Origin of the sequence: Kutzneria kofuensis (assembly GCF_014203355.1) — a bacterium.
GTDB lineage: Bacteria > Actinomycetota > Actinomycetes > Mycobacteriales > Pseudonocardiaceae > Kutzneria > Kutzneria kofuensis.
This window is the reverse complement of sequence record NZ_JACHIR010000002.1, coordinates 392,398-417,539: the sequence shown is the minus strand read 5'-3', so window position 1 is coordinate 417,539 and position 25,142 is coordinate 392,398. Positions and strand designations below refer to the sequence as shown.

Annotated in this window: 4 protein-coding genes; all 4 read right to left on the bottom strand. The window is 71.1% G+C overall.

What is annotated here, in order from left to right:
* Positions 1–214: 214 nt before the first annotated feature.
* The 4 genes from BJ998_RS40895 to BJ998_RS40880 are packed head-to-tail and all read right to left on the bottom strand — an operon-like array spanning position 215 to position 25,111.
* Positions 215–424 carry an MbtH family protein gene (locus BJ998_RS40895; protein WP_184869498.1) on the bottom strand — a complete coding sequence of 70 codons (210 nt, stop codon included), beginning with the start codon at positions 422–424 and terminating at the stop codon, positions 215–217.
* The gene (locus BJ998_RS40890) at positions 421–5,718 is read right to left on the bottom strand and encodes a non-ribosomal peptide synthetase (RefSeq protein ID WP_184869497.1); all 5,298 of its coding nucleotides are present in this window, start codon (positions 5,716–5,718) and stop codon (positions 421–423) included. The genes BJ998_RS40895 and BJ998_RS40890 overlap by 4 nt, the downstream gene beginning before the upstream one ends.
* Complete coding sequence (locus BJ998_RS40885) at positions 5,715–16,112, bottom strand: non-ribosomal peptide synthetase (protein WP_184869496.1); 10,398 nt, start codon at positions 16,110–16,112, stop codon at positions 5,715–5,717. Before BJ998_RS40885 ends, BJ998_RS40890 begins: the two co-directional genes overlap by 4 nt.
* On the bottom strand, positions 16,109–25,111 hold the full coding sequence (locus BJ998_RS40880) for a non-ribosomal peptide synthetase (protein ID WP_184869495.1): 9,003 nt from the start codon (positions 25,109–25,111) through the stop codon (positions 16,109–16,111). The genes BJ998_RS40885 and BJ998_RS40880 overlap by 4 nt, the downstream gene beginning before the upstream one ends.
* Positions 25,112–25,142 lie beyond the last annotated feature (31 nt).

Genomic DNA, 25,142 nt, shown 5'->3' with positions numbered 1-25,142 from the left:
CACCCTGCTGGTTTCGCCAACGAATGTTGGTCTTATTCGCCGGCGAGGTCAAGTTGTGCAGGCGGGCTACCCGGCGGAATCGATACGGAAACAACCATTAGAGTTAATCGAGCCGCCTGCGGACGACGAGAAGGGGGCCGTGCCTGGGCACGGCCCCCTCGGGGTCGTCGAGCTGCTCGGGGCCGCGCCCGGATCGGGCGCGGCCCCTTCCGCACTACTCGGCCATGGCGGCGATGAGGCTGGCGGGGCGCATGTCGGTCCAGTTGCGCTCGATGTAGTCGAGGCTGTCCTGGCGGCTCGCGGGGCCGTTGGCGACGGTCCAGCCGGCGGGCACGGCGACGAACTCGGGCCACAGGGAGTGCTGGCCCTCGTCGTTGACGAGCACGAGGTAGCTGCCGTCGTTGTCCTCGAACGGGTTGGTCATCGCTTCTCTCCTTGACTCATCCTGGTGGCCACGAGCCGGCCGATGGCGGCGCCGTGGCCGGCGTGCAGAAGTTGTTCGTGCGTGGCGGGGAACTCGTGCCTCTCGACGCCGCGCACGTGCGGCGTCCACAGCGCGGGGTCGGCCCACTCCCGCAGGTCCTCGGTCGCCACGACCAGCAGCAGGTCCCCGTCGAACACGGGCGGCTCGCGGTGGGCGGTGACGGTCACGTTGGCGACGGTAGCGGCGAGCACCCGGCCGAGCTGGGCGTCGTCGAAACCGCGCATCTCCTCGTCGGTGCCGAGCAGACGGACGAGCTCGGCCTTGAGTGACGCCTCGTCGGCGGGCGGTTCGCCGGTGGCGACGCCGAGACGGACGTAGCCGCCGTAGAGGTCGTCGTACACCTGCCGCGCCGACATGGGACGGCGCAGCTCGGGCGCGACGGGGTAGGCGTCGAGCACGGCCAGCAGGGCAACCTCGTCGCCGGACTGCCGGAGCGCGGCGGCCACGGCGTGCGCGAGGTGACCGCCCATGGACCAGCCGAGCAGGTGGTACGGCCCGGTCGGCTGCACCTTGCGGATCTGGTCCACATAGTCGCCGACCAGCTCCTCCAGAGTCTCGGGCGGCTGCCCGCCGGACAGCGACCGGGACTGGAGCCCGTACACCGGCGTGTCCCGGTCCAGCCCGCGTAGCAGCGTGGAGTAGCACCAGCTCAGGCCACCGACGGGGTGCACGCAGAACAGCGGATACCCGTCACCGCCGGCCCGCAGCGGCAGCAGCATCGCGAACGGGTCCCGCTCGTCGCCCTCGTCCAGCTGCGCGGACAGCTCGGCGACGGTGGCGGCGTCGAACAGGGTGCGGATGCTGAGCTGGGTGCCGAGCACCGCGCCGATCTTGCTGACCAGCTGCGTGGCGAGCAGCGAATGCCCGCCGAGGTCGAAGAAGTTGTCGTCGATCGACACGGTGTCGACCTTGAGCACCTCGGCGAACAGCTGGCACAGCAACACTTCGCGCGGCGACCGCGGGCCACGGCCCTCGGTGGCGGTGTGTTCCGGGGCGGGCAACGCCCGGCGGTCCACCTTGCCGTTCGGGGTCAGCGGCAGCTCGTTCAACTGCACGAACACCGAGGGCACGTAGTACTCCGGCAGCGACGCCCCGACGAATCGCCGCAGCTCGGCCGCATCGACGTCGCCGACGACGTAGGCCACCAGCGTGGCGTCGTGGACGGCGACGGCAGCCGCGGAAACACCGGGGTGCCGGCCCAGCGCGACCTCGACCTCGCCGAGCTCGATCCGCAGCCCGCGAACCTTGACCTGGTCGTCGGATCGTCCGACGAACTCCAGTTGCCCGTCTGCCCGCCGACGCACGACGTCGCCGGTGCGGTACATGCGGCTGCCGTTGGCGGCAAAGGGATCGGCGACGAAGCGCTCGCCAGTCAGCCCGGGGCGTCGCAGATAGCCCCGAGCCAGGCCGGCGCCGGCGAGGTACAGCTCGCCGGGCACGCCGACCGGGACCGGCGTCAACCGACCGTCCAGCACGTACGCGGCGACGTTGTTGATCGGGGAGCCGATCAGCACGGGGTTCGCCTCGTCGCCCCAGACCGCGAAGGTGGACTCGATGGTCGCCTCGGTCGGCCCGTACGCGTTGACGAACGTCCGCCCCGGCGACCAGGCCCGGATCACCTCCGGCCGGGTGGGCTCGCCGCCGGTGACCAGCACCTGCAGTTTGGGCAGCTCGATCGGCTCCACGGTGGCGAGCACCGCCGCCGGCACGGTCGCGTGCGTGATGTCCTTGGCCGCCAGGTACTCCGCGAACTCGATGCCGGCCGGCGGGATCACCAGGCAGCCGCCGAAGAACAGGGCCTGCGCCAGCTCGGACATCGACACGTCGAAGCTGGGGGAGACGAAGGTCAGCACCCGGCGGGCCGGATCGGCGCCGAACCGCCGGCCGTACTCGGCGACCAGGTTGAGCAGCGACCGGTGCGGGACGACAACGCCCTTGGGGCGACCGGTCGAGCCGGACGTGTAGATCACGTACGCGCAGTCGTCGGGTTGGACCGCGACGGACGGATCGTCCGTGGGGAAGCCTTCGGCCGTGGCCGACGAGACGACGCAGACGGGGGAGACGTCACCGAGGATGAAGTCGATGCGCTCGGTCGGGTAGCCGGGGTCGACCGGGACGTAGCCGGCGCCGGACTTGAGGATCGCCAGGCAGGCCACGATCAGCTCGATCGACGGCCTGAGCGTGACGGCGACGTACTCACCGGGCCGCGCGCCCTGGGCGATCAGCTTGTGCGCCAACCGGTTCGCCCGCTCGTTGAGCTCCGCATAGGTCAGGGTTTCGCCGCCGCATTCCACGGCCGGCAACGACGGCGTGCGCCGCACCTGCGCCTCGAAGGCCGCCGGCAGCGTGGTGAGGCCGTGCTCGAAGTCCGCTCCCCGCAACGGCTCCAGCTCGGCGGCGGTGAGAACGCCGATGTCACCGATGCGGGTCTGCGGGGCGGCGACCACCGCTTCGACGAGCCGCACGAAGCGGTGCACAATGGACTGCGCGGTCGAGCGGTCGAACAGGTCGGTGGCGTACTCCAGCACGCCCTTGACGCCGTCGCCCTCGGCCAGAACGAACGACAGGTCGAACCGCGTGGTGCCGGTGGCGACCTCGTGCGGGCGAACGGTCAGGCCCGGCAGCTCCAGCTCGCCGCCGCTGTTGTTCTGCAACGCCAACAGGACCTGGAACAGCGGGTGGTGGGTCAGCGAGCGGGTCGGGTTGACCACCTCGACCAGCCGCTCGAACGGCACGTCCTGGTTGGCGTACGCCGCCAGGTCGGTGGTGCGGACCCGGTGCAGCAGCTCGGTGAACGTCGGGTCGCCGGACAGGTCGTTGCGCAGCACCAACGTGTTGACGAAGAAGCCGACCAGGTCGTCGAGGGCCTCGTCGAGGCGGCCGGCGACCGGCGTGCCGATGGCGATGTCGGTGCCCGCGCCGAGCCGGCTGAGCAGTGATGCCAGCGCGGCCTGCAGGATCATGAACGCGGTCGTTCCGGTCGCCCGGGCCAGCTTGTCGATGCCGGACTGCACGTCCGCGTCCAGCTCGAACTCGACGACGTCGCCGGCGAGGGTGGCGTGCGCGGTGCGGGGGCGGTCCGTCGGCAGCTCGATGGCGTCCGGCAGCCCGGCCAGGGCCTGCCGCCAGTGCTCCAGCTGGCCGGAGACCACACTGGTCGGGTCGTCGTCCGCGCCGAGAACTTCCTGCTGCCACAACGTGTAGTCGGCGTACTGGACCCGCAGCGGCGGCAGGTCCTCGCCGGCGTACGCGGCGGACAGGTCGCGGAACAGCGGGGCCAGCGACCAGCCGTCGCTGGCGATGTGGTGCACCAGCAGCAGAAGCACGTGCTCGGTGGCGTTGATCCGGGCCAGCGTGGCGCGGATCGGGATCTCGGTGGCGAGGTCGAAGGCGTAGCCGGCGGCCCGGGGCAGCGCGTCCGGCGTCATGTCGACGATCTCGAACGGCACCTCGGCGTTGGTCAGCACCCGCTGGTACGGATGGCCGTCCACGTCCGGGAACACGGTCCGCAGGCTTTCGTGCCGGGCCAACACCTTTGCGATCGCCGCCCGCAGGGCCGGGATGTCCGGCGTCCCGGTCAGGTGCAGCGCCATGGTCAGGTTGTACGAGGCGCTGGGGCCCTCCATGCGGTGCAGGAACCACAGCCGTCGCTGCGCGAACGACAGCGGCACGAGGTCGGGTCGTTGCGCGGCAAGCACCGGCGGGCGGGTGGTGCCGCCGGCGGCGACGAGCGTGGCGAGCCCCGCCGCCGTCGGCGTGTCGAAGACGGCGCGGATCGGAAGTTCCGCGCCGAAGACCGTGCGGATCCGGCTGAGCAGCTTCACCGCCGACAGCGACTGGCCGCCGAGTGCGAAGAAATCGGCGTCCGGGCGGACGTTGTCGACGCCGAGGATCTCCGCGAACAGCGTGCAGAGGATCTCCTCCTGCGGCGTGCGCGGCTCGGCGATCTCCACCATGACCTCGTCGGTGTCGTGTGAGCCGAGGTCCAGCGCGGCCAGCGGGTCGCCGAAGTCGTCCCTGGTCACCAGGTCGGTGAGTCGGTCGGCGATGGTGCGGATCGTCGCCTCGTCGAAGGCGTCCGGCCGGTATTCCAGCCGCAGCTGCAGGCGGCCCTGGCGGGTGCCGGCGGTCAGCCGCAGCGGCAGGTGCGCGGCGTCGTAGCCGGCGATGTCCGTGACGGTGACGCCCCGGATCGGCTCCGGGGGCGCCTCGTCGAGCGGGTAGTTCAACACCACGGTGACGGTGTCGAACATCTCGCCCTGGCCGGCGGCGCGCTGGATGTCGGCCAGTCGCAGGTGCTGGTGGCCCAGGAGCTTCGCCTGCTCGGCCTGGGCGCGGGCGTAGTTCTCGGACGGCGACAGCGTTCGGTCGATCTTGATCCGGACGGGGACGGTGTTGATGAACAGGCCGACCATCGACTCGATACCCGGCACCTCCGGCGGGCGACCGGACACCACGGCGCCGAACACCACGTCGTCACGGCCGGTCAGCTCCGACAACACGACCGCCCAGGCGCCCTGGATGCCGGCGTTGAGCGTCAAACCGTTGGCCCGGTTGACGTCGAGGAGCTTCGCTGTGTCCTGTTCGGACAGTTCGGCGTCGATTGCGGACGGCATGACCGTGCCGGTCAGCTCCGGGGCGACCTTCGTCGCTCCGTCGAGGCCGTCCAGTGCCTTGGCCCACGCCGATTCGGCGGCGGTCCGATCCTGCTTCGCCAACCACGCCAGGTAGTTCCGGTACGGGGTGACCGGCGGCAGCGTGCCGCCGCCGTACAGCGTCCACAGCTCGCCCAGGAGCAGCGGCGCGGACCAGCCGTCGATCAGGATGTGGTGGCACGTCAGCACCACGCAGAACTCCTGGTCGCCCAGGCTGATCACGGTGAAGCGCAGCGCCGGCGGCCTGGCCAGCTCGAACCGCTCCGCCCGGTCGGCGGCGAGCAAGGAGTCCACTTCGGACTCCGTGGCGGCGATCTCGCGCCACGGCAGGTGAACGTCCCGGTGCAGCACCTGCATGCCCTGGCCGTTCTTGCGCTGCCGGAACCCGGCGCGCAGGTTGCCGTGCCGACGCAGCAGCTTCTCCGCGGCCTCGCGCAGCGCCGCTGTGTCCAGCGGGCCGCGCACCCGCACGACCAGCTGTGTGTTGTAGACGTCGTCCTCGCCGGACAGGGCGTGGAACAGCATGCCCTCCTGCAGCGGTGTCAGCGGCAGGACGTCGTCGAACGCGGGGGTGGTCATTCCGCGAACCTCAATTCCGCTTCCAGCGCCTCGATCTCGTCCTGGTCGAGGTCCAGGAACAGGTCGGACGGGGTGTAGCCGCCGGTGTCGTCGCGACCGGCCAGCGAGCGCAGCGCCTCGAACCACAGGGTCGCCAGCTCCGTCACCTCGGCCTCGGTCAGCAGCGCCGCCGGCCACTGCCACGTCGCCGTCAGCCGCGGCCCGTCGGCGGTGTCCTCGGTGACGGCGCTGAGCTGCAGGGAGTGCGTCGCCGGCATGTCGGCGTCGCGACCGGGTGGCCCGGCGATGTCGTCGGTGGTCGCGGCGAAGCGGCCAAGGTAGTTGAAGCCCAGCCGCGGTGACGGCAAGGCGGCGAGCCTGTCGGCGGTGTCGGGGTTGAGGTAGCGGAGCAGGCCGTAGCCGATTCCGTTGTCCGGCAACGCCCGCCGCTGCTCCTTCACCCGCTTGATCGCCTGCGACTCGTCGTCGCCGGGGTCCAGCTTGATCGGCGCCAGCGAGGTGAACCAGCCGACCGTGCGCGAGGTGTCGACGTCGTCGGGCCGGCCGTGGCTCTCCATGTCGACCAGCACCGGCTCGGTCGTCCCGCGCCAGCGCTGGACGGCCAGCGCCAGGCCCGCCAGCAGCACGTCGTCGACGCTGCCGTGCACGGCCGCCGGCACCGTGGTCAGCAGCGGCTCGGTCGCCTCGGGCGGCAGGGTCATGCTGACCTCCCGCAGCGTCGACACGACGTCGCGGCGCGGGTCCAGCTCCGGCAGGAACTCCTTGGCCTGCAACACGTCCTGCCACAGCGGCAGCTCGCCGGCGCGGCTTTGCGCCTGCTCGTGCAGCCGCTGCGACCATGCACGGACGGAGAGCGTGGCCGGTGCGAGGGGCTTGCCGGCGATCGCCTCGTGCAGATCGGGCAGCAGGATCCGCCAGGACACGCCATCCACCGCGAGGTGGTGCACGACGACCAGCAGCTTGCCGCCGTCGCGCACCGCGCGGAAGACCTTGCCTTCCATCGGGTCGAGCCATTCTGCGGCGGTGGCGAAGTCGACTTCGTGCAGGATGTCGGCCGCGGCCACCGCGCCACGTGGGCGGATCTCGATGTCGCCTTCGGGCAGCAGCCGCATGCGGAGCGCGTCGTGCGTGTCGAGCAGGGCCTGCAGCGCCTCGACCAGCTTCTCGCGGGGCAGGTCGGCCGGGATGTCGACGACCATGGACTGGTTGAAGCCGTCGGACGGCCCGCCCAGCTCCCGCAGCCAGTGCATGATCGGCGTCGGCGCGAACCGGCCGATGCCGGCGTCCGGGTCGGTTTCGGTTGATCCGGCCTCGGTCGCCACCAGTGCCAGCGCTTCCACGGTCTGGTGCTGGAACACGTCCTTGGCGGTGATCACCAGGCCGGCGGCGCGGGCGCGGGCGACCAGCTGGATGGACAGGATCGAGTCGCCGCCGAGGTGGAAGAAGCCGTCGTCGACGGACACCGTCGGCACGCCCAGCACCTCGGCGAACAGCCCGGACAGCAGCTGTTCGCGCGGGGTGCGGGCGGCGATGCCGGAGGAGTCGGCGGTGTAGTCGGGCGCGGGCAGCGCCTTGCGGTCGATCTTGCCGTTCGGTAGCAACGGCAGGGCGTCGAGCTGCACGTACGCCGCCGGCACCATGTACTCGGGCAGCAGCTCCTTGATCGCCTCCTGGTCGGGCGCGCCGACCACGTAGGCGACGATCTTGCCGTCCCGGACGATCACCGTCGCCCGCTCGACGCCGTCCTGGTGTTCGAGGACGTTCTCGATCTCGCCGAGCTCGATCCGGAAGCCCCGGACCTTGACCTGGTGGTCGGCGCGGCCGATGTACTCCAGCTCGCCGTCCGGCGTCCACCGGGCGAGGTCGCCGGTGCGGTACATCCGGGACCCCGGCTGGCCGAACGGGTTGGCGACGAAGCGTTCCGAGGTGAGCGCCGAGCGGTGGAGGTAGCCACGGGCGAGGCCCGCGCCGGCCACGTACAGCTCGCCGACGACCCCCGGCGCGACCGGGTTGAGCGCGGCGTCGAGCACGTAGACCTGGGCGTTGACGATCGGCTTGCCGATGGGGGCGACGACCTCGCCGTGCATCGGCTCGCTCATCGTCGCGCAGACGGTGGTCTCGGTGGGGCCGTAGGCGTTGATCATGCGGCGGCCCTGCGACCACTGGCCCATCAGTGCCGGCGGGCAGGCCTCGCCGGCGACGACGAGCGTGGTCACGGACGGCATGTCCGGCAGCACCGACAGCGCCGTCGGCGGGAGCGTTACGTGCGTTACTCCCGTCTCCGCAACCAAGGCGGCCATCGTGTCACCCGGCATCACCCGCTCCGGCGGCGCCACCACCAGGCACGCCCCGGAGAGCAGGCCCATGCACAGTTCCCACGCTGCCGCGTCGAAGCTGAGGGCAGCGAATTGCAGCACCCGGCTGCCGGCCCCAACCTCGAAGGCCCGCATCTGCTGGGTGAGGAGGCTGGCGACGCCGGCATGTGTCACGACGACGCCCTTGGGGCGGCCGGTGGAGCCGGAGGTGTAGATGATGTACGCCGAGTTCGACAGGCCCGCGCGCGGCTGCACTGGGCCGTCGTCGAAGGCCGAGGCGTCCAGCGGGCTGTCGATGGTCAGGACCGGACCGCAGTCCTCCAGCATGTAGGCGATGCGGTCCGCCGGGTAGGTCGGGTCGATCGGGAGGTATGCGCCGCCGGCCTTGTGCACGGCCAGCAGGGTCACGACCATCTCGATGGACCTCGGCAGCGCCACCGCGACGAAGCTCTCCGGCCCGACGTCCTTGCCGATCAGGAGGCGGGCCAGCTGGTTGGAGCGGCGGTCCAGTTCGGCGTAGGACAGCTCCGTGCCCTCGAAGATCAGGACGGGGGCGTCCGGGGCTTCCGCGACCCGGCGGGTGAAGAGTTCCGGCACGGTGAGCTGGGGGACGTCCTCGGCGGAGGCGTTCCAATCGACCAAAGCCCGGTGGCGTTCGGCCGGGGTGAGCAGCTGGATGGCGCTGATCGGCGCGGACGGTTCGTCGGCCGCCGCGCGGAGCACGGCGATCAGGCGCTCGACCAGGAGTTCGGCCGTCGCGCGGTCGAAGAGGTCGGTGGCGAACTCCAGCATGCCGGTCAGGCCGTCGGCGGACTCGCCGAGGCTGAGCGACAGGTCGAACTTGGCCACGCCGGCGTCGACGGACTCGATCTCCGCTCGCACGCCGGCCATGTCCAGGCCGGCGGCGGCGTTGTTCTGGAAGATCAGCATCGTCTGGAACAGCGGATGGTGCGACAGCGAGCGGGTCGGTTGCAGGGCGTCCACCAGCCGTTCGAACGGCACGTCCTGGTTGGCGAACGCGGCCAGGTCGGCGTCGCGGACCCGGCCCAGCAGCTCCGCGAAGGTCGGGTTGCCGCTCAGGTCCGTCCGCAGCACCAGCGTGTTCACGAAGAAGCCGACCACGTCCTCCAGCGCCTCGTCGCCGCGACCGGCGACCACGGTGCCGAGCGGGATGTCCGTGCCCGCACCGAGCTTGGTGAACATCACCGCCAGCGCCGCCTGGACGACCATGAACAGCGTCGTGCCGGTCTCGCGCGCCAGCTTCGCCAGCCGGCCGTGCAGCTCGCTGTCCACGGCGACGTCCACGTAGTCGCCCCGATAGCTGGCGACGTTCGGCCTCGGCCGGTCGGTCGGGATCTCCAGCAGCTCCGGCAGCCCGGTCAGCGTCGAGGTCCAGTACGCGACCTGCTCCTCGATGGGCAGATCCTGTTGCCACACCGCGTAATCCGCGTACTGCACGGGAAGCGGGAGCCACTGGGGCGCGGCGCCGCCGACCCGGGCGGTGTAGGCGGCGGAGAGGTCGCGGCAGAGCGGGGCGAAGGACCAGCCGTCGGAGACGATGTGGTGGACGACGAGGACGAGCAGGTCGCCGCCGACCTGCGCAGCCTCGGTCAGGCCGCCGCCGAGCGGGGCGGAAGCGGGGATGTCGGGGCGGGACTGGTTCGCAGCGTGGTCGGCCTCGAACAGCGTCGCGCGGATCGGCAGTTCAGTCGTCAGCTCGAACCCTCGCCGCGCCTCCGCCTCCGGAGTGTCGGCGGGGCCGGCGATGACCAGCGGGATCCGGGCGTCGGCCAGGATTTCCTGGCGGGGGCGGCCGTCGGCGCTGGGGAACACGGTGTGCAGGGATTCGTGCCGGGTGAGCACGTCGTTCAGCGCGGCTTCGAGGGCGGTCGTGTCGACCGCCCCGGTAAATCGGATCGCGAGGGGGACGTTGTAGGTGGCGTTCGGGCCCTCCAGCTGGTGCAGGAACCAGAGACGGCGCTGGGCGTAGGACAGCGGGATCTCGGCCGGGCGGACCGTGGCCTCGATGCGCCGACGGCCGGCGGTGGCGGCGTCGAGGCGGGCGGCGAGCTCGGCGACGGTGGGCGCCTCGAACAGGTCGCGGACCTTCGGCTCGACACCGAGGGCGGTGCGAATCCGGCCGATGAGCCGGGTCGCGAGCAACGAGTGCCCGCCGAGATCGAAGAAGCTGTCGTCGATGGTCACGCGGTCGACGTCCAGCACCGCGGCGAACAGTCCACAGAGGACTTCCTCGCGCTGGTCGCGGGGCGCGCGGCCCTCGACACCGGCGGTGAAGTCCGGTGCCGGCAAGGACTTGCGGTCGATCTTGCCGTTGGGCAGCAGCGGCAGGGCGTCGAGCCGCACGTACGCGGCGGGCACCATGTACTCGGGCAGCAGTTCCTTCACCGCCGCCGCGTCGGGCGTGCCGACCACGTAGGCGACGATGCGGCCGTCGCGGACGATCACGGTGGCCTGTTCGACGCCGTCCTGGTGTTCGAGGACGTTCTCGATCTCGCCGAGCTCGATGCGGAAGCCGCGCAGCTTCACCTGGTGGTCGGCGCGGCCGAGGTAGTCGAGCTGACCGTCATGGCTCCAGCGGGCGAGGTCGCCGGTGCGGTACATCCGCGAGCCCGGCGCACCGAACGGGTTGGCGACAAAGCGTTCCGCCGACAGCGCGGACCGGTGCAGGTAGCCGCGGGCCAGGCCCGCGCCGGCCACGTACAGCTCACCGACCACGCCCGGCGCGACCGGCCGGAGATAGGCGTCCAGCACGTAGACCTGGGCGTTGACGATCGGCCGGCCGATCGGCGCGGTGACCTCCCCTTGTACCGGCTCGCTCATCGTCGCGCAGACGGTGGTCTCGGTCGGGCCGTAGGCGTTGATCATGCGACGGCCCTGGGACCACTGGCCGACCAGTGCCGGCGGGCAGGCCTCGCCGGCCACGACCAGGGTGGTCACCGACGGCATGTCCGGCAGCTCGGCCAGGGCGGTCGGCGGCAGCGTCACGTGCGTGACGCCGGCCTCGGCCACCAAATCCGCCAGCGGCTGGCCCGGCATCACCCGTTCCTGCGGTGCCACCACGACACACGCCCCGGAGAGCAGGCCCATGCACAGTTCCCACGCTGCCGCGTCGAAGCTGAGGGCAGCGAATTGCAGCACCCGGCTGCCGGCCCCAACCTCGAAGGCCCGCATCTGCTGGGTGAGGAGGCTGGCGACGCCGGCATGTGTGACGACGACGCCCTTGGGGCGGCCGGTGGAGCCGGAGGTGTAGATGACGTAGGCGGAGTTGCTCAGCGATGCCCGAGGTTTCACTGGACCGTCGTCGAAAGCCGAGGCTTCCAGCGGGTTGTCGATGGTCAGGACCGGACCGCAGTCCTCCAGCATGTAGGCGATGCGGTCGGCCGGGTAGGTCGGGTCGATGGGCAGGTACGCGCCGCCGGCCTTGTGCACGGCCAGCAGGGTCACGACCATCTCGATGGACCTCGGCAGCGCCACCGCGACGAAGCTCTCCGGGCCGACGTTCTTGCTGATCAGCAGCCGGGCCAGTTGGTTGGAGCGGCGGTCCAGCTCCGCGTAGGTGAGCTCAGCCCCTTCGAAGAACAAGGCGGGAGCGTTCGGGGTTTCCGCGACCCGGCGGGTGAAGAGTTCCGGCACGGTGAGCTGGGGGACGTCCTCGGCGGAGGCATTCCACACGACCAGGGCGCGGTGCTGTTCGGCGGGGGTGAGGACCTCGACCGCGCCGACCGGAGTGGACGGCTCGGTGGCGACCGCCCGCAGCACGGTGATCAGGCGGGACAGCAGGGCATCGGCAGTGGCGGGGTCGAAGAGGTCGGTGGCGTATTCGAGGCTGCACTCGATGCCGTCGGCCGATTCACGCAGGTTGAAGGACAGGTCGAACTTGGCGACGCCGGTGTCGAGGTCCTCGACGGTGCCGGCGAGGCCGGGCATCTCGACGCTGCCGGCGTCGGTGCCCTGCAGGATGACCATCACCTGGAACAGCGGGTGATGGGCCAGCGACCGGGCCGGGTTCACCCGCTCCACGACCAGCTCGAACGGCACGTCCTGGTTGGCGAAGGCGGCGAGGTCGACGTCACGGACCCGAGAGAGCAGGTCCCGGAAGGTGGGGTTGCCGGCGACGTCGGTGCGCAGCACCAGGGTGTTGACGAAGAAGCCGACCAGGTCGTCCAGCGCCGAGTCGGAGCGGCCGGCGACGACGGTGCCCAATGGAATGTCGGTGCCGGCGCCGAGGGCGTTGAGCAGGGTGGCGAGGGCGGCCTGCACGACCATGAACAGGGTGGTGCCGGTGTCCCGGGCCAGCTTGACCAGGTCGGCGTGCAGGCCGGAGTCGATGTGCGAAGTCGTCGTCGCGCCGACGAAGCTGGCGGTGAGGCCACGGGGGCGGTCCAGCGGGAGTTCGAGGAGCTCCGGGCTGCCGGCCAGCTGCGACGCCCAGAAGTCGAGCTGCTGGTCGACCGGCAGTTGCCGTTGCCACAGGGCGTAATCCGCGTACTGCACGGGAAGCGGCTGCCACGACGGGGCATCGCCGCGGAGCCGGGCCGCGTAAGCGGTCGACAGGTCGCGGACGAGCGGCGCGAAGGACCAGCCGTCGGCGGCGATGTGGTGCATCACCAGCGTGACGACGTGCGAAGACCCCTGCGAGGAAAGGGAAACCCGCAGCGGGACCTCGGCGGTCAGGTCGAAGGCATACCGCTCCGGTGACTCGTCCTCGACGAGTTCCGGGGCGAAGGAGTCCAGGACGACCTGGTGGACCTCGCCGTCGGACTCGCGGAAGACCGTCCGCAGGGCCTCGTGCCGCGCGGTCAGGTCGGCGAGGGCGGCGCGGAGTGCCGGCACGTCCAGCGACCCGGAGAGGTGGAGCGCCAGTGGGATGTTGTAGGTGGCGCTGGGGCCCTCCAGCTTGTGCAGGAACCACAGACGTTGCTGGGCAAAGGAAAGAGGAAGCAGCGCGGGACGAGGAGCGGGGGTGAGGGCGGGCCGGCCGATGGCTACGGGCTGGTCGCTGGCGGCTTGCACGGAGACGGGGGCGGCCTCCAGACGACTCGCCAGGCCGGCGACCGTCGGGTCCTCGAACAGCGCCCGGATCGGGATCTCCACGTCGAAAGCCGCGCGGATCCGGTTGACCAGCTTGGTGGCGAGCAGGGAATGCCCGCCGAGGTCGAAGAAGTTGTCCTCGACGCCGACGTCAGCGGCGTTCAGGACGTCGGCGAACAGACCCAGCAGGGTCTCCTCGGTGGGCGTCCGAGCGGCCCGGGACTCGACGGTGGTGAACACCGGCGCGGGCAGGGCCTTGCGGTCGACCTTGCCGTTGGAGTTCAGGGGGAGCACGTCCAGCGGCACGACGGCGGCCGGCACCATGTACTCGGGCAGCGAAGCCGTTACGTGCGAACGCAATGCGGCCACATCGACCGGGTCGCCGACGGGCACGTAGTAGGCGACCACGCGGCGGTCGCCGGCGCCGTGCTCGTAGGTGGTCACGGAGACCTGGGCGATGCCGGGGTGCGTGGCGAGGACGTTCTCGATCTCGCCGAGCTCGATGCGGAAACCCCGGATCTTGACCTGGCCGTCGCCGCGGCCGACGAACTCGATCTGCCCGTCGGAGGTCCACCGCACCAGGTCGCCGGTGCGGTACATGCGACCGCCGCCCTCGACCGCGACGAACCGCTCCGCGGTCAGCGCCGGCCGGTTCCAGTAGCCACGCGCGAGGCCGGCGCCGCTGATGTACAGCTCGCCGACGACTCCTGGCGGCACGGCGCGCAGGTGCGAATCCAGCACGGCGACACGCATGTTGTCCATGGCGCGGCCGATCGGTGGCACACCGGAGAAGTCGGGGGAGAGCCGCAGGTAGGTGGCGAAGGTCGTGGTCTCGGTCGGGCCGTAGACGTGCACGACGGTCGTGTCCGGGCACACGCCCATCACCCGCCGCATCGCCGACGGCGACGCCAGCTCGCCACCGGTCCACACCTCGCGGACCCCGGCGAAGGCCAGCGGCTGCTCCTCGGCGATCACGTTGAACAGCGCGGTCGTGAGGAACACGCTGGTGATGCCCTCGGACACCAGAAGCCCGGCCAGGGCGGCCATGTCGACCTGCCCGGCCGGGGCGACGACGATCTCGTTGCCGGCCAGCAGGGGCACCCACACCTCGTAGGTCGCCGCGTCGAAGGCGTGCGAGGAGTGCACGAGCACCCGGCGCTGCGCCTCGCCGTGCCAGCAGTGGTCGTCGGCCAACGCGACGATGTCCTCGTGCGTGACGGCGACGCCCTTGGGGTTGCCGGTCGACCCGGAGGTGTACATCACGTACGCGAGCTGCCGCGGATCCACCGCGACGCCAGGATCGGAGTCGTCAGCGGAGAGATCAGTGGCCAGGATGTCCACCACTCCGTCCAAACCGGACGGACGATCCACCAGCACTGCCGCGGCGCCGGTCTCCTGGATGACCCACTGCATGCGAGACAAGGGGTAGCTCGCGTGCAGCGGCACGTAGACACCGCCGGCCTTGAGCACGGCCAGCTCCGCGACGATCAGGTCCACGGAACGGTCCATCAGCACCGCGACGGGCGTCTCCGCGCCGACCCCGGCGTTGATCAGCGTGTGCGCCAACCGGTTGGCCCGCAGGTCCAGCTCCCGGTAGGTCAAAGCGCCGACGACGGCCGCCGTGTCCGGGGTCCGCGCCACCTGCTCGGCCCACCGGCTCAGCACCGAACCACCGGGAGTCGCCCGGTCGGTGTCGTTCCACGCGGCGAGGCTGAGCTCCTCCGAAGCCGTCAGCAGCGGCAACGCGCTCAGCCGCGCCGAAGGATCCGCGGCAACGGCCGTCAGCAGAGCCACGAACCGCTCGACCAGCGTCCGCGCCCCGTCCGAAGTGAACAGGTCCACCGCGTAGTCGAGGTCGCACACCAGACCGTCGGAGGTCTCCTGCATGCTGAACGACAGGTCGAACTTGGCCGCGCCGGCCCCGATCAGCTCCACCGACGCTTCCAGCCCCGGCAGCGACACCGCCAGCTCGCCCGGCTTCTCGAACGTCAACGCCACCTGGAACAGCGGGTGGTGCCCCAACGACCGCGTCGGGTTCAGCAGCTCCACCAGCCGGTCGAAGGCCACGTCCTGGTTGGAGAAAGCGGCCAGATCCGTCTCGCGGACCCGCTCCAGCAGCTCGACGAACGTCGGATCGCCGGACAGGTCGTTGCGCAGCACCACCGTGTTGACGAAGAACCCGATCATGTCGTCGAGCGCCTCGTCGTCACGCCCGGCGACGGGCGTCCCGATCGGCACGTCGACCCCGCCGCCCAGCCGCCCGAGCAGCGTCGCCAGCGCGGCCTGGGCGACCATGAACACCGTGGTGTCGGTGCGCTTGGCCAGCTCCGTCAACCGGGCATGCACGTCGGCCGAGACCGTGAAGTCAAGCGTCGCGCCCCGGTAGGACGACGTCGCCGGCCGCGGCTTGTCCAGCGGCAGCTGCAGCAGTTCCGGCAGGTCGGCCAGCTGGTTACGCCAGAACGCCAACTGCTCGTTGAGCAGGCTGTCCGGGTCGTCCTCGGTGCCCAGCACCTCGGCCTTCCACAGCGTGTAGTCCGCGTACTGCACCGGCAGTGGCTCCCACGCCGGCTCCGCACCGGCAACCCTTGCCGCGTAAGCCGATGACAGGTCCGCACACAGCGGCCCCATCGACCAGCCGTCGGCCACGATGTGATGCATCACCAGCATCAGCACGTGCCGCTCGGGGGCGATCCGGAACAGGCTGGCCCGCAACGGGGTCTCCGTGAGCAGGTCGAACCTGTGCCGGGCGGCGGCCTCCATCGCCGCCGTCACGTTGGAAACGGGCTTGGCTTCCAAAGACACCGCGGCGTCCACAACGGACTGAACCGGATTCCCGTCCACCTCGGGGAAGACGGTCCGCAGCGACTCGTGCCGGCGCACCACGTCGTTCAGCGCGATCCGCAGCGCCGGCACATCCAGCGGCCCGGACAGCCGCAGCACCAACGGAATGTTGTACGTCGCGCTGGGGCCCTCCAGGCGGTGCAGGAACCACAGCCGCCGCTGGGCGTGGGACAGGGGGATCACAACGCCTCCTGGGGACGGGGCCGCAGCGCGGGCCGGGCCTTCGCGGGCTTGGTCAGGCGCGCCGCGACCGCCTCGGGTGTGGGCTGGTCGAACAGGGCACGCAGGGACAGCTCGGCGCCGAGGTCGGCGCGGATCCGGCTGATCAGCCGGGTGGCCAGCAGCGAGTGGCCGCCGAGGTCGAAGAAGTTGTCCTCGACCCCGACCTCGGGCAGGCCCAGCACGTCCGCGAACAGCGCGCACACCGTGCGCTCGCGGTCGTCCCGGGGCTCCCGCCCGCGCGAAGCCGACGCGTAGTCCGGGGCGGGCAGCGACTTGCGGTCCAGCTTGCGGTTCGCGGTCAGCGGCAGCTCGTCGAGCCGCACGAACGCGGCCGGCACCATGTACTCCGGCAGCGCGTCGGCCACGTGCTTGCGCAGCACGTCGAGGTCGGCATCGCCGACCACGTAGGCCACCAGCCGCTTGTCGCCGGGCTGGTCCTCGCGCACGATCACCGCCGCGTGCCGCACGTCCGTGTAGGTGCCGATGCAGCCCTCGATCTCGCCCAGCTCGATCCGGAAGCCCCGCACCTTGACCTGGTCGTCGACCCGGGCGATGAACTCCAGGTTGCCGTCGGTGCGCCACCGCCCCAGGTCGCCGGACCGGTACATGCGGCTGCCGGGCGGCCCGAACGGGTCGGCGACGAACTTCGAGGCCGTCAACCCCCGCCGGTTGTGGTAGCCGCGGGTCACCAGGTCGCCGGCGATGTACAGCTCGCCCGGAACGCCCGGCGGCACCGGCCGCAACGCCTTGTCCAGCACGTACATCCGGGTGTTCCAGATCGGCTTGCCGATGGTCACCACGCCGGCCCGCACCTCGTCGCCGGGCTCGATCCGGTACTCGGTGCAGCCGACCGTGGTCTCCGTCGGCCCGTACTCGTTGACGACGGTCGCCCGCGGGAACCGGGCCCGCCACTGGGCCAGCACCTCGCCCATCAGCGACTCGCCGCCGAGCACCAGCTGCTCGGTGGGGGAGAAGACGTCCGGCAGGTTGAGCAGCAGCGGCAGGTGGCTCGGCGTCGCCTTGACGAACGTCGGCTGCTGCGACACCTGCGACGCGTCGGCCGACCGGTCCAGGTCGACGATGTTCACGCAGCCGCCGGAGGTCAGCGTGGAGAACAGGCCGGTGACCGTGAGGTCGAACGACACCGGCGAGTGCACCAGCGACCGCCCGCCGACACCGGGATAGGCCGACCGCGTCCACGACAGGTACTGGTTGAGCGAATCGTGTTGCACGACAACGCCCTTGGGCCGGCCGGTCGACCCGGACGTGAAGATCACGAACGCGGCGTTGCCGGGCAGCAGCGGCGAAACCGGGTTCTCCACGGGCCGGCCGTCCAGCGCCGGCAGCGAGGTGAGCGTCAGCACCGGAGAGACGTCGGAGACCATGAACTCCAGCCGGTCCGCCGGATACGACGGGTCCAGCGGCAGGTACGCGCCGCCGGCCTTGAGAATGCCCAGCAGCGCCACCACCAGGTCGGTGGACCGCGGCATCTTCACCGCGACGAACTTCTCCGGCCCGACACCCTGTTCCCGCAGCACGGCCGCGAGCTGGTTGGCCCGGGAGTTCAGTTCCGCATAGGTCAGGGCCGATTCCCCGAAGACCACGGCCGTGGTCTCGGGAGAAGCCGCGACCTGGCGTTCGAAGGACTCGACCAGGCTCGCCGACGGCACCTCGCGGGCGAAGTCGTTCCACTCCTCGACGACCTGGCGGCGCTCGGCCGGCTCCAGCAGGTCCAGCGAGCTGATCGGCTGCGACGGGTCGTCCACCACGGCCGCCAGCACGCGGACCAGCCGCCGCGCCACCGAAGCGGCGGTCGACGGGTCCATCAGGTCGGTGGCGAATTCCACCTCGCCCTCCAGGCCGGCCGGCAGGCCGGTGTGGCTGGGGACCTCGCGGATGTTGAACGACAGGTCGAACTTGGAGATGCCGGTGTTGGCCTCGCCGATCTCCACCTGCACGCCGGGCAGCGCGAGCGAGGCGTCGCTGTTGTTCTGGTACGTCAGCATCACCTGGTAGAGCGGGTGGTGCGAGAGCGACCGGGTCGGGTTCACCAGCTCGACCAGGCGCTCGAACGGCACCTCCTGGTTGGCGTACGCGGCGAGGCTGGTCTCCCGCACCCGCTGCAGCAGCTCGGTGAACGACGGGTCGCCGGAGGTGTCGTTGCGCATCACCAGCGTGTTGACGAAGAAGCCGACCAGGTCGTCCAAGGCCGCGTCGGTGCGGCCGGCGACGGCGGTGCCGATCGGGATGTCCTCGCCGCCGCCGAGTGCCGTGAGCAGCACGGCCATCGCCGCCTCCACGACCATGAAGACCGTGGTGTCGGTGTCGTGCGCCAGCTTCACCATCGCCTGGTGGATCTTGGCGTCGACGGTGAACGGCAGCAGGTCACCGCGGTAGGTGGCGACCGCCGGGCGTGGCCGGTCCGCCGGCACCGTGACCAGCTCCGGCAGCCCGGCCAGCGCCTGCTTCCAGTGCTCCAGTTGCCTGGTCACCAGACTGTTGCCGTCCCGCTCGGAGCCGAGAACGTCCTGCTGCCACAGGGCGAAGTCCGGGTACTGCACCGGCAGCGGCTCGAAGGCCGGCGCCTGGCCGGAAAGCCTTGCGGTGTAGGCCTTTTCGAGGTCACGGCACAGCGGGGCCCACGACCAGCCGTCGCTGACGATGTGGTGCATGAGCATCAGCAGCACGTGCTCGGTCTCCGACGCCGCGAACAGCGTGATCCGCACCGGGGCGCCGGCCGCGAGGTCGAAGCCGTACTTCGCTTCCGCCACAACGGCTTCGTCGATGTTGTCGGTTTCGACGAAGTTCATCGGCGTGGTCTCCGGCAGGACCACCTGGTGCGGCTCGCCGTCGGTCTCGGCGAACGCGGTGCGCAGCGACTCGTGCCGCAGCAGCACGTCGTTGATCGCCGCGCCCAGCGCCTCCCGGTCGATCGCGCCGGTCAGCCGCAGCGTCATCGACACGTTGTAGGTGGAGCTGGGGCCCTCCATGCGGTGCAGGAACCACAGCCGCTTCTGCGCGAACGACAGCGGAATCCGCTCCGGCCGGTCCTCGACGGCGGTGACCGGGGTGCGCGCCGGGGCGGCGACCTCGGTGCGCTGCGCCAGCTCGGTGACGGTCGGGGCCTCGAACAGGTTGCGGATCTCGAACTCGACGCCGAACACCGCGCGCAGCCGGCTGATCAGCCGGGTCGCGAGCAGCGAGTGGCCGCCGAGGTCGAAGAAGTTGTCGTCCACGCCGACCGTCGACAGGCCCAGCACCTCGGCGAACAGGCCGCAGAGGATCTCCTCGCGCGGAGTGCGCGGGGCCTTGCCGGTGGAGGTGATCGCGTAGTCCGGGGCCGGCAGCGCGGCCCGATCGAGCTTGCCGTTCCGGGTCAGCGGCAGCGAGTTCATCATCACGACCGCCGACGGCACCATGAAGTCGGGCAACTCGTCGGCCAGGTACGAACGCAGCGCCTGCGTCAACGCGCCGGCCGACCGCGACCGGCCCGGGTCGTTGGCGAACCGCGACGGATCGAACTCGCCCCGGTTCCCGACGAACACGCCCGCCGGGGTGACGTCCGCCGGCAGGTAGATCACGTCGAGCTCGCCGTCGGTGCCGGTGCCCGACCATGTGATCACGGCGTTGCCGAGCGCGTGGAACTCCTCGGGATCCGGCACGTCCGTGGCACCGAGCAGGCTGCGCGCGACCGCGACACCGGAACCCTGTTCCAGCGCCCGCATCGCGGCCACCTCACCGGCGATCCGTCCATTCGGGACACCGGTGATCCGCAGCGGTTCAGTCCCGATCACCAGTTCATCCAGCGAGCTGACATCGCGGCCCCAGCGCAGGGTGCGAACGTCCGCGACGGACTGACCGGGTCCCTTGCGCAGCACGGCGTCGTAGCGGTACCGGCTCAGCTCGTTGTGGAACCGGCCGCGCTTGAGCCGCACGTCGACAGCCTCGAAGCCGGGAACAACCTCACCGATCCGGGCGAAGAACTCCGGGTCGACGGTGAGTTCGTTCTCCAGCAACAGGTCCTGCTCCACCGCCCGCCGCAGCACCGACGCCGGCACGTCGTCGCCGGCCTTGGTCAGCTCGATCGCCGTGGAGAAGTGCCGCAGCAGCCGGTGGTTGCGCACGTCGCCGGCGAACACCGCGCCGTCCGGCACCAGCAGATTCGCACAGCTGCGCAGCACGTCCAGCAGGTAGTCGATGCCGGGGAAGTACTGCAGCACCGAGTTGATGATGATCGTGTCGAAGTAGCCGGTGGGCAGGCCGTCGACCACGTGCGCCGGCTGCGCCTGCAACTGGACCCGTGACGCGAAGTCGTGCCGATCGACCTCCCCGCGCAGCGTCTGGATGACCACGGACGAGAAGTCGGTGCCCCAGTAGGACTCCACGTGCGGTGCGACCTGCGACAGCAGCAGACCGGAACCGACGCCGATCTCCAGCACGCGGCGGGGGCGCAGCGACAGGATGCGCTCCACGGTCGCCGCCTGCCACTCCCGCATCTGCTCCAGCGGGATCGGCTGCTCGTCGTAGCTGCTGTGCCAGCCGGCGAAGTTCTCGCCGAAGCCGGAGCGGCCGGCGCTGTCGGTGTAGAGGTTCTCGTACAGCCGCTGCCACTCGTCCACGTGCTCGTCGGCGTGGCTGTCGTCGTCGGTGGAGGCCGGCACGGCGTAGGCCACGAGCCGCTTGTCGCCCGGCTGGTCCTCGCGCACCACGACCGCCGACCGGGCGACCGCCGGGTGCGCGTTCAGCACGGTCTCGACCTCGCCCAGCTCGATCCGGAAGCCCCGGACCTTCACCTGGTCGTCGTCGCGGCCGACGAACTCCACGGTGCCGTCCGCACGCCAGCGGGCCAGGTCGCCGGTCAGGTACATGCGGCCGTCGCCGAAGGGGTCGGCGACGAAGCGCTCGGCGGTCAGGCGTGGGGAGTTGAGGTAGCCGCGGGCCAGGCCGGTGCCGGCGATGCACAGCTCGCCGACCACGCCGACCGGCACCGGGCGCAGCCGCGAATCCACGATGTAGACGCGCATGTTGTCCAGCGGCCGGCCGATCGGGACGATCGTCGGCACGGCGTCGACGGACCGCATGACGTGGTGCGTGGCGAAGGTCGTCGTCTCGGTCGGACCGTAGCCGTCGACGACGGTCAGCCCGGGGCAGCGCTCCATCACGCGGCGCACCGACGCGGCCGGCACGACGTCGCCGCCGGTCCACACCTCGCGGACGCCGGCGAAGCACGTCGGGGCCTCGTCGGCGAGCAGCCGGAACAGGCCGGCGGTCAGCCACAGGCCGGTGATCCCCTGCTCGACGATCACCCGCTCCAGCGCGGTGTGGTCCAGCTCCCCGGGCGGGGCGATCACGAGCTGCCCGCCGGACAGCAGCGGCACCCACAGCTCGTAGGTGGCGGCGTCGAAGGCGAGTGTGGAGTGCAGCAGCACCCGCTCGTGGGCGCCGCTGCGGAACGCCCGCTCCCGGGCCAGGTCCACGACGTTGCGGTGGGTCACGGCGACGCCCTTCGGCGTGCCGGTCGACCCCGAGGTGTACATCAGGTACGCCAGCTGGTCGGCGTGAATCCGCACGTCAGGGCGCTCGTCGGCGGCAGCGTCCGTAACCAGGACCGGCGTGCACCCGGCGGGCAGCAGGGCAGCTCCGGCGGCGTCGACCAGGGCGTGCGTGGCGCCGCTCTCGCGGACGATGGCCTCCACGCGGGAGGCGGGGTAGCGCACGTCGAGCGGCAGGTAGCTGCCGCCGGCCTTGAGAATCGCCAGGATCGACACCACGGCCTCGACCGACCGCTCCTGCAGCACGATCACCGGCGTCTCGGGAACCAGCTCCAGGGCCAGGCCGTTGGCCCGGCGGTCCAGCTCGGCGTAACTGATCTCGACGTCGCCGGCGACCAGCGCGACAGCGTCCGGGGTGCGGTCGACCTGGGCGTGGAACAGCTCGACGATCGACGCGTCGGGGGAGTCCACGGCCGTGTCGTTCCAGCCGGTCAGGACGAGGTGCCGCTCGGCGTCGTCGAGCAGGTCGAGGTCGTCGAGCTTGACCGACGGATCGGCGGCGACCTGGGCCAGCAGCCGGACCAGCCGGTTGGCCAGCCGCTGCACGGTCTCCCGGTCGTAGAGGTCGGTGGCGTACTCCAGGTCCACACGCAGCGCGCCGGCCCGCTCGGTGACGCTGAAGTACAGGTCGAAGCGGGCCACGTCGGCGGCGGCGTCGGCCAGCTCGGCGCGCAGGCCGGGCAGGTCCAGCTCGGCGGCGTCGTTGTTCTGGAACGCCAGCATCACCTGGAACAGCGGGTGGTGGGACAGCGACCGGACCGGGTTGATCTGCTCCACGACCCGCTCGAACGGCACGTCCTGGTTGGCGTACGCGGCGAGGGCGTTGCCCCGCACCCGCTCCAGCAGCTCGGCGAACGTCGGGTTGCCGGACGTGTCCGCCCGCAGCACCAGCGTGTTGACGAAGAAGCCGACCAGGTCGTCCAACGCGGAGTCGGTGCGGCCGGCGACGACCGTGCCCAGCGGCAGGTCGGTGCCCGCGCCGAGACGAGTGAGCAGTGCCGCCAATGCGGCGTGCACGACCATGAACAGCGTGCCGTTGGCCTCACGGGCCAGCTCACCCAGCCGGGCGCACAACTCCGCGTCCACACCGAACTCGACGATGTCGCCGCGGTACGAAGCGACTGTCGGGCGGGGGCGGTCCGTGGGCAGCGTCAGCAACTCCGGTGCACCGTCCAAAGCGGACACCCAGTGGTCCAGCTGCGCGCGGATGGCGCTGTCCGGGTCGTCCTCGCTGCCGAGGAGTTCCTGTTGCCACAGCGTGTAATCCGCGTACTGCACGGCCAGCGGCTCTTGAGCGCGGCCCGCGTAGCGGTCGGCGAGGTCGGCGCACAGCGGCGCCTGCGACCAACCGTCGCTCGCGATGTGGTGCGCCAGCAGGAGAAGCGTGTACTCGGTGTCGGTGACCTTGAACAGGGTCACCCGGAACGGCATGTCGGTCGACAGCTCGAACTCGTGCCGGACGGCCGACTTCAGCGCCTCGTCCAGGTTGGCCGGCTCAACGACCTCGAACGGAACCGGGGTGTGCACGATCTTCTGGTACGGCTTGCCGTCGGCCTCGGGGAAGACCGTGCGCAGCGACTCGTGGCGGTCGGCGACCTCGTTCACGGCCCGGCGCAGCGCATCCACATCGACCTCGCCGGACAGCTTGATCACCGTCGGCAGGTTGTAGGTGGGGCTGGGGCCCTCCAGCCGGTGCAGGAACCAGAGACGTTGCTGCGCATAGGAAAGCGACACCCGCTCGGGCCGTTCACGGCGCTCCAGCGTGGCCCGCGCGGCGGCGGCGCCGTCGAGGCGGGAAGCCAGCTCGGCGACGGTCGGGGCGTCGAACAGCATCGCGATCGGGACCTCGACGCCCAGCTCGGTGCGCAGCCGACTGATCAGCTTGGTGGCCAGCAGCGAGTGGCCGCCGGCCTCGAAGAAGCCGTCGTCGATGGAGACCTTGGGCAGGCCCAGCACCTCGGCGAACAGCGCGCACAGCGTCTCCTCGCGCGGCGTGCGCGGGGCGCGGCCTTCGGCCACCGTGTAGTTCGGGGCGGGCAGCGCCTTGCGGTCGATCTTGCCGTTCGGGGTGAGCGGGAACTCGGCCAGCTCGACGAAGATCGACGGGACCATGTACTCCGGCAGCGTCGTGGCGACGTGCTCGCGTAAACCTTCCGACTTGCCGACGATGTAACCGACCAGGCGCTCGTCGCGCACGACCACGACCGCCCGCTCCACGGCCGGGTGCGACTCCATGGCCGCCTGGATCTCGCCGAGTTCGATGCGGAACCCACGCAGCTTCACCTGCTCGTCGACGCGGCCCAGGAACTCCAGCTGCCCGGCGGCGTTCCACCGCGCCAGGTCGCCGGTGCGATACATGCGCGTGCCGGCCTCGCCGAGCGGGTCGGCGACGAACCGCTGCGCGGTCAGCTCCGGCCGGCCGAAGTAGCCGCGGGCCACGCCGTCACCGGCGATGTACAGCTCGCCGATCTCGCCCTGCGGCACCGAGGCCAGCTCCGGGCCGAGCACCCGGACTTCCTGGTTGCGCAGCGGCCGGCCGATCGTCGGCGTCGAATCCGTGACAACCGAAGCCGTGGACCAGATGGTGGTCTCGGTGGGGCCGTAGAGGTTGACGACGGTCGACCCCAGCGCCGCCATCTTCTCGGCCAGCACACCCGGCAGCGCCTCGCCGCCGACCAGCATCCGCAGCCCGCGCAGCCGCTCCGGGTGGCTGGCCACCAGCGCCTGCCACAGCGACGGCGTGGCCTGCATGACGGTCACGCTCTCGGCGGCGACCAGGGACGTCAGCGCCGCCGGGTCACGGACCTCGGCCTCGGTGGCGATCACGACCCTGCCGCCGTGCAGCAGCGGGAGATACATCTCCAGGCCGGCGATGTCGAACGCGATGGTGGTGACGGCCAGCAGCGTGTCGGCCGGCGTCAGCGGCGCGTGCTCGGCGACGCCGTGCAGGAAGTTGACCAGATTGGCGTGCGTGACCGCGACGCCCTTGGGGCGGCCCGTCGAACCGGACGTGTAGATGACGTAAGCGATGTCGCCGGGCTGCTGAACGTCCTCGGCGGAAAGATCGGCGGCCTCGGCCAGCTCGCCGCCGACCAGCTTGGTCACCGCTCGGGCGTCGGACAGCACGTACTCGATGCGATCAGCCGGGTAGTTGGGGTCGACAGGCAGGTACGCGGCGCCGGTCTTCTGCACGGCCAACAGCGCGACCAGCAACTCCGTCGATCGCCGCTGCGCCACCGCGACGACCTTGCCCGGGCCCGCGCCGCGGGCGATCAGCAGCCGCGCCAACCGGTTCGCCGCCGCGTTCAGCTCCGCGTAGCTGAGCCGCTCGGTGCCGCAGACCACGGCGGTCGCGTCCGGCGTGCCGGCCGCCCGCGCTGCCACCAGCCGCGAGACCAGGTCTTCCATGCCGATCGACTCCTCAGGTGTGCAAAAGAAC